Source organism: Crassaminicella thermophila (assembly GCF_008152325.1).
Taxonomy (GTDB): domain Bacteria; phylum Bacillota; class Clostridia; order Peptostreptococcales; family Thermotaleaceae; genus Crassaminicella_A; species Crassaminicella_A thermophila.
In genome coordinates this window covers 1,368,288-1,382,387 of record NZ_CP042243.1, presented here as the reverse complement: position 1 = coordinate 1,382,387, position 14,100 = coordinate 1,368,288, and the positions used below count along the sequence as shown (strand labels likewise).

At 28.6% G+C, this 14,100-nt stretch carries 14 protein-coding genes, 1 tRNA gene and 1 pseudogene; all 16 read right to left on the bottom strand.

Annotated features, from left to right (window positions below):
- Positions 1-112: 112 nt before the first annotated feature.
- The 16 genes and pseudogenes from yajC to FQB35_RS06510 all read right to left on the bottom strand — a co-directional run bounded on the left by yajC (position 113) and on the right by FQB35_RS06510 (position 14,083).
- Positions 113-391, bottom strand: coding sequence for a preprotein translocase subunit YajC (yajC, locus tag FQB35_RS06585; RefSeq protein WP_148809221.1), 279 nt, complete (start codon positions 389-391; stop codon positions 113-115).
- Between the two features lie 71 nt (positions 392-462).
- On the bottom strand, positions 463-1,581 hold the full coding sequence (tgt, locus tag FQB35_RS06580; protein WP_148809220.1) for a tRNA guanosine(34) transglycosylase Tgt: 1,119 nt from the start codon (positions 1,579-1,581) through the stop codon (positions 463-465).
- Positions 1,582-1,613: 32 nt separating this feature from the next.
- A complete protein-coding gene (queA, locus tag FQB35_RS06575) occupies positions 1,614-2,639 on the bottom strand; it encodes a tRNA preQ1(34) S-adenosylmethionine ribosyltransferase-isomerase QueA (RefSeq protein ID WP_148809219.1) in 1,026 nt (341 codons plus the stop codon).
- Between the two features lie 12 nt (positions 2,640-2,651).
- Positions 2,652-4,322 carry a SpoIID/LytB domain-containing protein gene (locus FQB35_RS06570; RefSeq protein WP_168198266.1) on the bottom strand — a complete coding sequence of 557 codons (1,671 nt, stop codon included), beginning with the start codon at positions 4,320-4,322 and terminating at the stop codon, positions 2,652-2,654.
- Positions 4,323-4,472: 150 nt separating this feature from the next.
- The gene (ruvB, locus tag FQB35_RS06565; protein WP_148809217.1) at positions 4,473-5,486 is read right to left on the bottom strand and encodes a Holliday junction branch migration DNA helicase RuvB; all 1,014 of its coding nucleotides are present in this window, start codon (positions 5,484-5,486) and stop codon (positions 4,473-4,475) included.
- A gap of 19 nt (positions 5,487-5,505) precedes the next feature.
- Positions 5,506-6,099, bottom strand: coding sequence for a Holliday junction branch migration protein RuvA (gene ruvA / locus FQB35_RS06560; RefSeq protein ID WP_148809216.1), 594 nt, complete (start codon positions 6,097-6,099; stop codon positions 5,506-5,508).
- Between the two features lie 14 nt (positions 6,100-6,113).
- On the bottom strand, positions 6,114-6,608 hold the full coding sequence (gene ruvC / locus FQB35_RS06555) for a crossover junction endodeoxyribonuclease RuvC (RefSeq protein WP_148809215.1): 495 nt from the start codon (positions 6,606-6,608) through the stop codon (positions 6,114-6,116).
- Between the two features lie 92 nt (positions 6,609-6,700).
- Entirely contained in the window at positions 6,701-7,054 is a 354-nt protein-coding gene (locus FQB35_RS06550) for a BofC C-terminal domain-containing protein (RefSeq protein ID WP_148809214.1), read from the bottom strand.
- 80 nt (positions 7,055-7,134) lie between these two features.
- Positions 7,135-7,368: a hypothetical protein gene (locus FQB35_RS06545; protein WP_148809213.1), complete on the bottom strand. Its 234-nt coding sequence runs from the start codon at positions 7,366-7,368 to the stop codon at positions 7,135-7,137.
- 344 nt (positions 7,369-7,712) lie between these two features.
- A complete protein-coding gene (locus tag FQB35_RS06540; RefSeq protein WP_148809212.1) occupies positions 7,713-7,907 on the bottom strand; it encodes a DUF6398 domain-containing protein in 195 nt (64 codons plus the stop codon).
- Between the two features lie 104 nt (positions 7,908-8,011).
- Entirely contained in the window at positions 8,012-8,761 is a 750-nt protein-coding gene (locus FQB35_RS06535) for a hypothetical protein (protein ID WP_148809211.1), read from the bottom strand.
- 200 nt (positions 8,762-8,961) lie between these two features.
- Positions 8,962-9,058, bottom strand: a tRNA-Sec gene (locus tag FQB35_RS06530).
- 161 nt (positions 9,059-9,219) lie between these two features.
- Positions 9,220-10,893, bottom strand: a complete 1,674-nt coding sequence (locus tag FQB35_RS06525) for a methyl-accepting chemotaxis protein (RefSeq protein WP_148809210.1) — start codon at positions 10,891-10,893, stop codon at positions 9,220-9,222.
- A 200-nt stretch (positions 10,894-11,093) separates the two neighbouring features.
- Complete coding sequence (locus FQB35_RS06520; RefSeq protein ID WP_168198265.1) at positions 11,094-11,957, bottom strand: GerMN domain-containing protein; 864 nt, start codon at positions 11,955-11,957, stop codon at positions 11,094-11,096.
- Between the two features lie 21 nt (positions 11,958-11,978).
- Complete coding sequence (locus tag FQB35_RS06515; RefSeq protein ID WP_231701870.1) at positions 11,979-13,325, bottom strand: HAMP domain-containing sensor histidine kinase; 1,347 nt, start codon at positions 13,323-13,325, stop codon at positions 11,979-11,981.
- 55 nt (positions 13,326-13,380) lie between these two features.
- A pseudogene (locus FQB35_RS06510) lies at positions 13,381-14,083 on the bottom strand (response regulator).
- Between the last annotated feature and the right edge of the window lie 17 nt (positions 14,084-14,100).

Sequence of the window (14,100 nt, the reverse complement as noted above, 5' to 3'; positions counted from 1 at the left end):
ATTCTTATATCATATTTATGCTATACTTTTATAAATATTACTATTAAAAGTACTTCTGTTTTTTTATAAAAATGAAAAAGAAGATAACAAATAGTCATCTTCTTTCCTAATTTTATTTTACATCATCACTTTTTATTACATTGCCAACTGCCCATCTTGCAATTTGAAGCTTTGTTTTATCAGCTCCAACTTCTATAATTATCATATCATCTTTTATTTTTATGATTTTACCGTATATACCACCTATTGTTGAAATATTATCTCCAACTTTTAAGCTATTTCTCATATCCTTTATTTGTTTCTCTCGTTTTTTCTGTGGTCTAATAATCAAGAAATAAAATATTGCAATGAATATAGCAGTCATAAAAATCGGTGAAGATAATTGATTCATATATCTATGCCTCCCCTTTTTTTGATATACATTTGGTATTCTACATATAAATAAAAAATCCTTTAATTAGTTTATATTTCATAACCATACTTTTCAAAAAATTCTTTTCTAAAATCTAGCAATCTATCTTCTTTTATAGCATTTCTGATATTTTTCATAAGTTCCAGCAAGAAATAAAGATTGTGATATGTAACTAATCTTGCAGACAATATCTCCTGCGCTTTATATAAATGTCTTAAATATGCCCTAGAATAATTTTTACAAGTATAACAATCACAATTAGGATCTAACGGCTCGAAATCTTCTATATACTTTGCGTTTTTTATAACTACTTTCCCTACTGAAGTCATAGCTGTACCATTTCTAGCAATTCGAGTTGGTAAAACACAATCAAACATGTCTATTCCTCTTATTACCCCCTCTATTAAACAGTCTGGGGTACCAACTCCCATAAGATATCTTGGTTTATCCTTTGGCATAAGCGGAGTAGTATATTCTAAGACTTCATACATTAATGGTTTTGGCTCTCCTACACTCAATCCACCAACAGCATATCCAGGAAAATCTAGTTCTACAATTTCTTTAATACTTTGTTCTCTTAAATCTTTATACATTCCACCTTGAATAATCCCAAATAAAGCTTGTGTATCTGGATTTTTATGGGCTTGTTTACATCTTTTAGCCCATCTAGTTGTTCGTTCTAATGAATTCTTTACATAATTTTTATCTGCAGGATATGGTGCACATTCATCAAATGCCATGATAATATCTGCCCCTAATGCATTTTCTATCTCTATCGCTTTTTCAGGGCTAATAAAATGTTTTGAACCATCTAAATGTGATCTAAATTCTACTCCTTCTTCAGAAATTTTTCTTAAATCTCCTAAGCTAAAAACCTGAAATCCACCACTGTCCGTTAATATAGGTCTGTCCCAATTCATAAATTTATGTAACCCGCCAGCTTTCTCTACAAGCTTATGTCCAGGTCTTAAATATAAATGATAAGTGTTGCTTAATATAATTTGTGCATTTATTTCTTTCAATTCTTCTGGTGTCATTGCTTTTACAGTAGCTTGTGTTCCTACTGGCATAAATATTGGTGTCTCTATAATCCCATGAGGTGTATGAAGACGCCCCAATCTTGCACCACTCTGTTTACACTCTTTTATTAATTCATACTTTATTGCCATTCAAAGCCCTCCTACAATTTTTGTCATTATCTCTAAATGATGAACATTGCATCTCCAAAACTAAAGAACCTATATTTATTATTTACAGCTTCTTTGTAAGCATTTAGTGTAACATCTTTACCACAAAATGCACTAACTAACATAATCAATGTAGACTCTGGAAGATGAAAATTTGTAATTAGTCCATCTATCACCTTAAATTCATACCCAGGATAAATAAAAATATCTGTCCATCCCTGTCCTTCATGAATAAAACCTTTTTTATCAGCAATACTTTCTAAAGTTCTAGTAGAAGTAGTTCCTACCGAAATAATTCTCCCTCCACTTGCCTTTGTATTATTTATTACTTCTGCTGCTTCTTTGCTCACCATATAAAACTCAGAATGCATCTTATGCTCTAAAATATTTTCACTTTTTACTGGTCTAAACGTTCCTAGTCCTACATGCAATGTTATATATACTATTTTAATTCCTTTTTCTTCAATCTGTTGAAGCAGTTCATTCGTAAAGTGAAGTCCTGCAGTAGGTGCCGCAGCAGATCCTTCATATTTTGAATATACTGTTTGATACCTTTCTTTTTCTTTTAGTGTTTCCTTAATATATGGTGGCAAAGGCATTGTTCCAAGCTTATCTAAAATTTCTTCAAATATGCCATTGTATTCAAACTCTACAATTCTTGAGCCTTCTTGTCCAATATCAACAATCTTTGCTTTTAATAAACCATCACCAAAAACAATTCTATCTCCTATTTTAGCCTTTCTTCCTGGTTTAACTAAAGTTTCCCATTTATCTTTATCTATTCTTTTTAATAGTAAAAATTCAACTTTTCCACCAGTATGTTCTTTAGCTCCAAACAATCTAGCAGGCAATACTCTAGTGTTATTTAACACTAAGCAATCTCCTTTTTTTAAATATTCGATAATATTTTTAAAAAATTTGTGTTGAATTTCTCCTGTTTGTTTATCCAAAACCATTAATCTCGACTCATCCCTATTTTCTAAAGGTGTTTGAGCAATTAATTCTTCAGGCAAATAAAAATTAAAATCACTTGTTTTCATCTCTAAAACTCCTTACTCTATCTTAGTTCCTGTATAATAGTGTGTTAATATCTGTTTATATTTAAAACCTTCTTCAGCCATTTTTTTAGCTCCCCATTGACTCATTCCTAAACCATGGCCCCAACCTTTTCCAGTAAATAAATATTGATCTGATCCAGTTGGAGTAGGAATCACTTTCATTTTATTTCCATTATCCATATATTTATTTTGCAATTCAATTTCTTTAATTCCTTCAGCTGTGATAATATACTTATTTACAGTTCTTATTTCTTGTGGCAACTCATTTAAATCAGATAGCACTTTTACAGTTGAATCCGCATTAGACATAATATCAAACCATGTACTTTTAATATTATTATAACCAAATATATTTCTTATCTGTCCTTTTTCTAAAGTTTTATTTCCTTTAGATCCATAAAACACTACTTTTAAAACCCTTCCATTTTTTGAGCGTTCTTCAACAGTTATATTTTCCAATCTTCCTACTGATAAGCCATTAGATGCTAAAATTTCTTCAATTTGCTCCCTTGTGTAAACTTTTGTCCATTTATCATTAGGTTCACCAATAGAATATGGATCCTCTACTCCTCTTAAGTATCCCAACGAATTAGACCAAACACTTTCGCTATCTTCAGTATGTCCACCACTATTTGAATGATAAAAGGCTGTAACAACTTTTCCATTATACGTTAGAACCTCACCTTTTGTTTCATCAACAGCCCTTCTAGTTATAGGATTTTCACTGCTATATCCCCCATATACTTGGCAATGTATAGTAGAACATAAATCAAAACCATAATCTTTGTGTCTATTTAAATTAACAATTGCATAGCTTCTTGCAGCAACAGCTTGAGCTTTTTGAGCTTCTAAAGGCCAATCACCTGATATTTCTCTAGGTACAACACCATAAAGATATTCTTCTAAATCAAGCTGGTTTATTACTGTTAGATCACTATCTAAATACCTATTTATAATAATAGTTCCTCTAAAACTTTTCCCATCTAATTGGATTACTGAAGGATTATCTTTTTGAGGAATTGGTCTAAAATGATAAGTTTCATTAGAAGTATTATACATAAACAATACTTTACCAGACTTATTTAACACTTGAATTCTTTTACTATCTTTGGCAATAATTCTTAGTTCAGCGTTTGAAATTAAAGCTTTAATATTTGAAAATGCAGCTTCTGCATCCGAATAACTACTATAAAGTCCTATCCAAACTCTCCAACCATCCTCATAAACAATATAGGTGTTATCCATTAAATCTGGAAGAGATTTTTTAAAAGAATTTGCTTCATCTAAGCTATCAAATTTATCACCAATTTGAATATGAATAGGTCCTTGAATATTTGTATTATAGCTATCACTCTGACTATCAAAATCATACTCAATAAATGTTCCATTTATCTCCATAAAATAGCTATCTTTTCTAATTATAATTTCCTCATTTTCTATAAAGCTTATCATACTTTTGAATTCATTTCCAATATAATACCCTAGCTCTAAACCGCTAGGTGAATACATTGAAACTAAGGGCGTAGCACTATCACCAAATCGAATACCTATTTTTACTTGATTTATAAGCTTAGATTGCGTATTAGCATTAACTTGAAAAGGTAGAATTATTATTAGAATTAATAGCAATAAAAACCTAAAAGAAAGCTTTTTAAAATTTATCATCATCTTTCTCTCCCTTAGTTGTGTTGTTAAGTTTTAAATATATTACAAAATTCAACATATATTATAAATATCCTCCATATGCTTGCAAATTGTAATAAACTTGAAACAAATGAAAATAATTAACCTAAAGACTACATCAAAAGCACTCATTTAATCCTTCATAGGTATTCCTAAATGATCATATGCAAGTTTTGTCACAATTCTTCCTTTTGGTGTTCTTTGAATAAATCCTAATTGAAGTAAATACGGTTCATATACATCTTCGATTGTATTTCTTTCTTCTCCTGTAGATGCTGCTAATGTATCCAATCCTACTGGCCCACCATTGAATTTTTGAACGATTGTAAACAATATATTGCGATCCACATTATCCAAACCCAGTGAATCCACTTCTAAAAGAAATAAAGCATCCTTAGCTATTTTGCATGTAATCATCCCATTTCCTTTTACTTGCGCAAAATCTCTTACTCTTTTTAAGAGTCTATTTGCAATACGTGGTGTCCCCCTTGATCGTCTTGCAATTTCAACTGCCGCTTTCTCATCTATTTTTATTCCTAATATAGAAGCTGCCCTAATAACAATATTCTTTAGATCTTCTTTATCATATAATTCAAGTTTACAAATTACACCAAACCTATCCCTTAGTGGAGATGTCAACAATCCTGCCCGCGTCGTTGCTCCAATTAATGTAAATTTTGATAGGTCCAATCGAATTGATCGTGCACTAGGTCCTTTACCTATAATTATATCTAATGCAAAATCTTCCATTGCAGGATATAGTATTTCTTCGACAGTTCTGTTTAATCTATGTATCTCATCTATAAACAACACATCGTTTTCTCCAAGATTTGTAAGTATTGCTGCTAAATCACCAGGTCTTTCAATAGCTGGTCCTGACGTAATTCGAAGATTTACTCCCATTTCATTAGCAATAATGTTAGATAATGTTGTTTTTCCAAGTCCAGGTGGGCCATATAATAATACATGATCTAATGATTCTTTTCTCATTTTAGCAGCATCAATAAAAATTTTTAATTTTTCTTTAGCTTTATTCTGTCCAATATAATCTCCTAGGACTTTAGGTCTAAGACTATTCTCTACATCATGATCTTCCGTTCTAAGAGAAGTAGTTACAATTCTATTTTCATCAATATCTTTAAACATTTAAATCCCTCTTTCTAGTCTATTTTGAAAGAAAAACTAATGCTTTCTTAATAATTTCTTCAATGCTATTACAAGAATCTTTCACCTTATTTATAGTTGTTTTTGCTTCTCCTTTAGTATATCCTAAAGCCATCAATGCGCTTATTGCTTCTTCAGTATCATTATCAAGCAATTGGGTACTAATAAGAGATGGCTCAATGATTGCCATTTTAGAATCTACCTTGTCTTTTAATTCTAAGATAATTCTCTGAGCAGTTTTTTTTCCTACCCCTTGTGCTTTTGTTAGACTATTTACATCTTCTGAAACAATAATCCCAGTGAGCCTTCCAATTGGTATAGAGGATAGAATAGCTAATGCTACCTTTGATCCAATCCCTGTTACAGTTGTCAATAATTGAAACATTTTTAACTCTTCTCTCGTAGAAAATCCAAAAATACTCATATCATCTTCTCGAACAATCAATTGAGTATATACTGTAACTTTTTCAGAATTCGTCTTAAAATCAGCAATAGATGCATTAGAAGTGTGAATTTTATATCCTATATTTTGATTATCAACAACTATATAATCTTTGCCAATAAACTCTAGACTTCCTTTTATATATTCAAACATTATAATATCCTCCATCATTTAATCTTAAATAATCCACCAAATGCACCTGAGTGTGCATGACAAATAGCTACCGCTAATGCATCAGCAACATCATCAGGTTTAGGTACAGATTTTAAATTTAACAAAGTTTTTGTCATCACTTGCACTTGTTTTTTATCTGCTCTACCATATCCAACAACCCCCTGTTTTACTTGTAATGGGGTATATTCGTAAATATCAATTTCATTATTAGCAGCAGCTAATATTGCTACTCCTCTAGCTTGTCCAACTAACAAAGCAGTTTTTACATTCTTATTAAAAAAGAGTTCTTCTATTGCTACAACATCTGGATGATATTTATCAATAATTTGTTGTAGCTCATCATATATCTTTTTTAACCGCATAGGCATAGCTTCTTTTGCATCAGTAAAAATCCCACCATAACCTAATGGTTTAAAAGTATTTCCCTTGTATTCAACTACCCCATATCCCAAAATAGCAATCCCTGGATCAATTCCTAATATTATCATAATAGCATCTCCTTTTTATATATGCAAACAAATATTCGATTTCTTTTATATTGTATCATACAAAAATAAAAATGTACCCATATGAGTACATTTTAACTGCTATAGTCTTCTAATATTTGATTAATTTCATCTCTTTCTTTTCTAATAATCCCTTGCTTAATATATTGTAAATCCATATCACTTAATGAAGAAATCGGAATTTCTGTTTGTTCGATTAATACACTCTTTCCTTCTTCATTTACTCGAAAAATTGCAATGTAACCATTATATTCTTTTGCAACATAATAGTTTGGTGGAATTTTATCTGTTATCTTATACAACTCCACCTTATATTTATTACATTCTCTTATTCTCCATTCCCCATAATTTTCTCTTAAATAAGTTTTTACTTCATCAAAACTTTTTCCTACTAATTCACTAGGTAGTTTACTCTTTTTAGTAAACATATCTCTCGTTTTATTATAATAAGTGTTAAATACAATTTGCGTATTATCTGTTACAATATTGTCGTCATTTATAATTGTCTCTATATCACTAACATTTCCTTTTTTTGCTGTACATTTTTAGGGGTTTTGTTATCTGTATCACTTGGTGGATTTAAAATAATTTCACCTATCCTTATTTGCTTATGATCTTTATTCCTTATATGATCTAGTAGCTGTATATCGTTTTTAACATATCCATATACAAACCCTATTAAGAGCAGAATTAAACACCCAACAAAAAATTTATATTTTTTTCTGCGTCTTCTTCTCCACATATAATCCCTCCTAATCTATCTAGGAGTAGATTATTTCCAATTCTTATAATTTTATACACATCATCTTTTTTAAATATATAAACCTCATCTCATAAATTATGGCATGAAACTTATATAGTAATTTTCTTTTAACCAATTTAAAGCATAAAGTATATATGCATCAGCACAATCCTTAGATATTTATAGTGCTTTTTTAGCTAATTTTATTATTTCTTTAGGGTTTTCTTCATCAAATGCCATATACAATAGTTCTTGTGCTTCATTTAATAATTCACTTTTGCTTTTATTTCTTTTTTGTTTAGCATATTTATTAAAATCTATTACATTATCTTCATATACATCCTCTATAACATTTTTGTCGTAGAATCAAATAAAAAATTTACAAATCCTATAGCATGAACAATTCCACAAGCTAAAGATTTGCTTCTTCCTTTTAAAAGTGGAGATGGATTCATTTTGTTGAGTTTTTCACAAAGTTTTAAGCTCATTTCCTTGTATTCTTCATTTAAATTTTCATCACAAAATTTTTCTATTAACAATTTTATTTCTTCATATTTATCAATAATATTACCTCTTTTTCTTTTTTATTATATTTAAAATTGTGCCCTTTAACATTATTATTAAATACTATAAATCATAGTATTTAATAATATTCCTTTAAATATTTTACCCATTCATTATATATTTCCTGTTTAGTTTTAGAAAATATTTCTACATAAAATTTATTTCCTTTTATCAATTCAAACACACTTTCCCATCCATATTTTTTATCTAGAAACTCAATAAAAGTATATGAATACTGATAACCTCCTGCATTTCCGAATTTTAATTCATCTTTAATCTCCAAAAACTCTATAGAAGGTATTCTATTATATTGAATGAAATTTTTATAAGGACTTTGTTTTGATAAATATGTTGCAACTCCATTATCTATAAAATACGATAGATTAGGATTAATTCTATAATTAATTACATGAACAAGTTCATGCTTTGCTGCACTCATTATGCTCTTTATATTGTGTCCCTTTACATTAGCTTGAGGTGAAACCATTAACACTACGGAACCTTTGTTATCACCTATATACCAATCTGGTGCTATAGCTAGTGTAGCTAAACCATATTTTCTAATATGTAATAATGATTGATTTTTATAAACATAAATCACTATTTTAGAATCAAATTTATAGTTTAATTTATTTCCAATTTCTTTCGCGCTATTTTCCAGTTCTTTAAATACAATCCTACCACCCTTATCATCACCTTTATCATAGTATACATTTACATAATTACCATGTATTTTTTTCATACCAATATCCTTTAAGATAATAATTGGTAATGATTGTATAACCATAATAATAAATAAAATAAATACTATAATCAAAATTTTTTTCATTATTTTCTCCCCCATAACCTCTTTTAAAGTCAATCTCATTAAATATATTTTATAACAAATAAAAACCATGATAAAATCTATAGCTTAATAATTATTTGTTAAATTTAAAAGCCGTTTAAAACCTATTCAGTTTTAAACGGCCAATAATTAACTTTGTGATTCTATTCACCAACACTATTTGACAAAGAGCTTTTTTTATTTGGCGGGAGTATGTGGGAATCGAACCCACCTGAGACGCTCCTAACGCCTCAAACTGGTTTTGAAGACCAGAGAGCACACCAGCACTCATCTACTCCCAAATATTCTCTACTCATTGATACTACTACATTATAGCACATTTATATTTTGTGTCAAGGGATATTTTTTTGCATTTTTTTACAATAATTTGAAAGCGAAATAGAAAAACCACTTAAAACTATAAAAATTTTTAAGTGGTTTTTCTACAACCATATTAAAATTTAATATTTAAATTGACCAATTAAATTAGAAAGATTTTTACTTGCATCTTTAAGAGTACCTGTTATATCGTTTAATTCAACAACAGAAACATTAAATTCGTCTGAAAATGAAGCAACTTCTTCAGTTGATGCAGCAGTTTCCTCAGACACAGCTGAAATATTTTCAACAGACTCAATAATATTATTTTTATTGTTATCAACAATTTTTACTTTATCAGTTACATTATCAATTTTAACTATAATACTCTCTAAAGAATTTGCAATTACTTCAAAATCTTTTTTTGTAATTTCAACAGCATTTGTCTGTTCTTTAGTAAGAACCATAATCTTTTCCATAAGCATTTTCGTATTATTAACATCTTCTTGAATTATTGAAACTAATTTAGAAATTTTACTTGTAAACTGTTCAGACTGATCAGCTAATTTACTTACTTCATTCGCTACTACTGCAAAACCTCTACCGTGTTCACCAGCTCTTGCAGCCTCAATTGAAGCGTTTAATGCTAGCAGATTAGTTTGATTAGCAATATTTGTGATAACTTCAGTAATTGTACTAATATCAATCGCATTATCATAAAGCTTTTCAATAGCAGAGTAAATATCTATTGCAGCTTTATAATTTTCCTGGTTATGTGAATATAACATATCCATATTATTTTTATTGTTTTCATTTAAAGCTTTAATTTCTTCAGAATAAGCTTTCATATCTAGTGACAAATCTCTAATAGAATTAATTTCATTTCCTAAATCTGCAATGTTTTCAGCTGTAACTAAAACATTTTGCGCCTGCTCAGTAGCTCCAACTGCAATTTCATTAGTTACAGTAGAAAGATTGTTTGAAGTAAGAGCAACTTCATTAGTTGAAGAAACAAGTATATCAATTGAATTAAATATATCCTTTGATGTAGAATCAATAATTGCTACCATTTCTCGAATATTCTTTAGAAATGCATTAAAGTTTTTAGCAAGAATGCCAATTTCGTCTCTACTTTTTACTTCAATCTCTTTAGTTAAATCTCCACCTCTAGATGCAATTTCACCAAGTTTTTCTGTAATTTCCTTAATAGGAATAACAATCATTTTCTTAGCAGCTCTAATTCCAACAAACAAAATAACTATTCCTATTGCTAAATACACATACAACATAATCTTAAAATTTGAAATCTTATCATCATATTGTTTTTGATACATCAATACAATTGAATTAAATTTTTCTTTTAAAGATAAAACATGTGAAGAAATATAATTTATATTTGCATCCAAATCCTTATCATTAATCACATTTCTAATACTAGCTTCATATTTTTCAATATCTGATTTTATTTTTTTAAACTCTGTAACAATATTTTTGTTCTTATTTTGGGAAATATGCAAATCAGCATCTCCATTTATAAGAGCATCATTAATCTTATTATACATATTTAATTCCTTTACAAGAGTATCCTTAATCTGTTTAATATCAAGACTTGCTTCTCCTTTTTTAGCATCCTTATACATTAAAGAATAATTGCTTAAAAGCATAGTTCTCATTCTTTGACTTCCAGATAAATTGATAGCTACACCATCATCATTTAAAGAACTAAAAGTATACAAAAGCTGACCCATAGTAAGAATGAAAACTGAAAAAACCAAAAGGAGCAACATTGCAATTTTCTTGTTAATTGAATTTAACATATAATTACCTCCATATAAAATTTATTAGACTGTATTATCTCTTATTTTTCACCCTCTCTTTTTTCGATTCTATGTTTCAATATTACCCATATTTTTCTATTTTATAATAAAATAATAATGACTATATTACAATGCTCTTTTTCAAAAATTTTAAAAAATAAGCTAGAATTTTCAATCTAGCTTATTTTACCTATATTTTTCTAGATAGGTAATACAATTTTCCATAATCCATTTTCATATATAAGCTTCCATTTTTCAATCATTTCATCTTCTTCATCAGAAATAGATATGGTTGTTTTTCTAAAATTAATTACTAATACTACACCACTGCTATATTTTTGAGTTTGATACATATAAATATGGTAGTTTTTCATTTGTTTGGCATAATTACCTATTATTAATTTAAACTTTACAAAATCTAAATTTTCTTTGCTAGATTTATCTAACATTTTATATGCTTTTTGATAATTATCTGTTTTTAAATATTCTATAAATCGTGTAAAAGTATCAATAGGTGTAATAACCTTATCCATCAACACTTTTTCATTTCTATAGAGAGGTTCTTTTAATGAGTAAATTTTTTCGAACACATCTTTATTGCCTTCGACTAATATTTGCACTGCATGAATATATTCAACCTCTGTAAGTGAATTTACAACAGACCAGATCATCATATCCTCATTTATTTTTCTCCATGGATTATTTAGTATTTCTTTTGAAAAGTTTACATAACAAATTCCTTCTATTGTATTGATTGAAATAATTCTTGTTTGCTTAGGTATAAAGGTATTTAAAATTTTATTTCTAGGACCTTTTATCAATTCCTCAACAATTAGTTTCTCTTCTCTTTGCTCAGAAGAAACAATAACACGTCTTTCGACAGTTAAGGCATCATTTTGAGGATTACCAAAGTATAATTTTAATTCATATCTTCTCTTGTCAGGTACTGGTGCAATAGGTATTTGATTTTTGTTAAAATCATCATTATGCCTTATGTTTGTTAAAGCATATGTCAATGCAATAACTAATAATAACAAAATTAATACTTTATAAAGAATTCTCAAATTACTACCTCCTATAAAATGTTAACCATTCAAACCAATATTTTGGGGTAAATATATATAAAATGTTGTTCCTTTATTTAATTGACTTATTACTTCTATTTTCCCTTGATGAAGTTCTATAATTTGCTTTGTTATTGCTAGTCCTAATCCGGTACCTCCAGTTTTTCTTGCTCTTGCTTTATCAACTCTATAAAATCTTTCAAATATATAAGGTAGACTCTCCTCAGGTATACCAATGCCATTATCTTGAATCTTTATAATTACTTCATCATGTTCTGTATATAGGGATATTTTGATTTTTCCACCTTCAGGAGTATATTTTATAGCATTATTGATAATATTTGTTAGAGCTTGTTGAATTTTAATTCGATCTAGTTGAATTTGTACTTTTTCTAAATTAACAAAATCTATATCAATTTGTTTCTTATCTGCTAAAGGTTTTAGTGGACGTATTAATTTTTCTAGTAAATAATTAACATATGTAACTTGATAATCTAGTTCTAATTTTCCTTTATCTATATCTACTAATGCTAGTAAGCTTTCTATAATCCTGTCTAATCTATCTACTTCCGAAGCGATATCACTAAAAAATTCTCTATAAGTTTTAGGATCTACCTTTTCTTGATGTAATAATGACTCTGACAACAATTTCATTGCACTCAAAGGTGTTCTTAATTCATGAGATACATTAGCAACAAATTCTTTTCTTTGTTTATCTACTTGAGATAATTTGGTACTCATCATATTAAATGCACCTGCGAGATTTGTTAATTCATCATTTCCTATAATCTCTACCTTTTGTTCTAAATTACCATTATACATTTTTTTTATGCTATCTGTAAGTTTTTCTATTGGATTAGCAATAACATGAGCAAATACAAAGCTAATAAATCCAGTAATACCTACACATAATACAGACAATATCATATAGCTCTTCATAATATTTTGAATTTTTCTATATATATCTTCAAGAGAAGACGAAATAAAAACCACACCATGCACTTGATCATTTAATACTATTGGAACAGTAACATACATGGTTCTTCCATATTCTTTTAAATTATATTCATTTGCAATACTTTTACCTTTTAAAGCTTCCTTTATTTCCCAATGTCCTAATTTTCTATCTTTTAATGCTTCATAAGCATCATGCACCACTATTCCTTTTTTGTTTATAATCATAACTCTTGATTTTATTTCTTTGCTATATTTTTTTATAATATGATCGATACCGTTCCTACTTCTATTTATGTCTATATGATAAGCAATAACTCTATCTGCAATAATATTCCCTTGTAATAAAAGACTACTCTTTTTCTCATCAATATAATTTTTATAAATAACTTCATTTATAAATAAACTAATCAAAAATAATGTAAGCATAATTAATAGTAAATAGGTGGAAACTAATTTCCACCTAATACTAATAAACTTTGTTCTTTGATCTAAAATAATAACCCACTCCCCACTTCGTTCGTATATACTCTGGCTGACTAGAATTTTTTTCTATTTTTTCTCTTAACCTCCTTATATGTACATCAACAGTCCGTAAATCTCCAAAGTACTCGTATCCCCAAATAGTTTCTAACAGTTCTTCTCTACTGTAAACTTTATTTGGATTCATTGCCAATAGCAACAATAAGTCAAATTCCTTTGCTGTTAAGTTTATTTCTTGATTCTTTAACGTTACTTTCCTCCCTAATGTATTGATTGTAAAATCATCAATTTTTATTAAATTTGTAGAAGAAGCTAATTCCCTCAATCCAACTCTTCTTAAAATTGCTTTTATCCTAGCTTTAAGTTCTAATATGTTAAATGGCTTGGTTAGATAATCATCTGCACCATATTCTAATCCTAAAATTTTACTTGAATCATCTCCCTTTGCAGTTAGCATAATAATAGGCACCATTGATTTTTCTCTTATTTTTTTGCATACTTCTAAACCGTCTATTTTTGGGCAACATTAAATCTAGAACAATTAAATCGTATTTATTTTCTAATGCCTTGTTTAATGCTTCAGCTCCATCTATTGCCGTATCTATAATATATTTTTCTTGTTCTAAGCTATATTTTAATCCTTTGATAAGAACAGGTTCATCATCTACAATCAGTAATTTCTGCGTCATAAAATCACCTCTTCAAA

Excerpts from the sequence above, each read along its gene's own strand:
- yajC (WP_148809221.1), bottom strand. The coding sequence starts at position 391 with ATGAATCAATTATCTTCACCGATTTTTATGACTGCTATATTCATTGCA.
- tgt (WP_148809220.1), bottom strand. The coding sequence starts at position 1,581 with ATGGCAATAAAGTATGAATTAATAAAAGAGTGTAAACAGAGTGGTGCA.
- queA (WP_148809219.1), bottom strand. The coding sequence starts at position 2,639 with ATGAAAACAAGTGATTTTAATTTTTATTTGCCTGAAGAATTAATTGCT.
- FQB35_RS06570 (WP_168198266.1), bottom strand. The coding sequence starts at position 4,322 with ATGATAAATTTTAAAAAGCTTTCTTTTAGGTTTTTATTGCTATTAATT.
- ruvB (WP_148809217.1), bottom strand. The coding sequence starts at position 5,486 with ATGTTTAAAGATATTGATGAAAATAGAATTGTAACTACTTCTCTTAGA.
- ruvA (WP_148809216.1), bottom strand. The coding sequence starts at position 6,099 with ATGTTTGAATATATAAAAGGAAGTCTAGAGTTTATTGGCAAAGATTAT.
- ruvC (WP_148809215.1), bottom strand. The coding sequence starts at position 6,608 with ATGATAATATTAGGAATTGATCCAGGGATTGCTATTTTGGGATATGGG.
- FQB35_RS06550 (WP_148809214.1), bottom strand. The coding sequence starts at position 7,054 with ATGTTTACTAAAAAGAGTAAACTACCTAGTGAATTAGTAGGAAAAAGT.
- FQB35_RS06545 (WP_148809213.1), bottom strand. The coding sequence starts at position 7,368 with ATGTGGAGAAGAAGACGCAGAAAAAAATATAAATTTTTTGTTGGGTGT.
- FQB35_RS06535 (WP_148809211.1), bottom strand. The coding sequence starts at position 8,761 with ATGAAAAAAATTTTGATTATAGTATTTATTTTATTTATTATTATGGTT.
- FQB35_RS06525 (WP_148809210.1), bottom strand. The coding sequence starts at position 10,893 with ATGTTAAATTCAATTAACAAGAAAATTGCAATGTTGCTCCTTTTGGTT.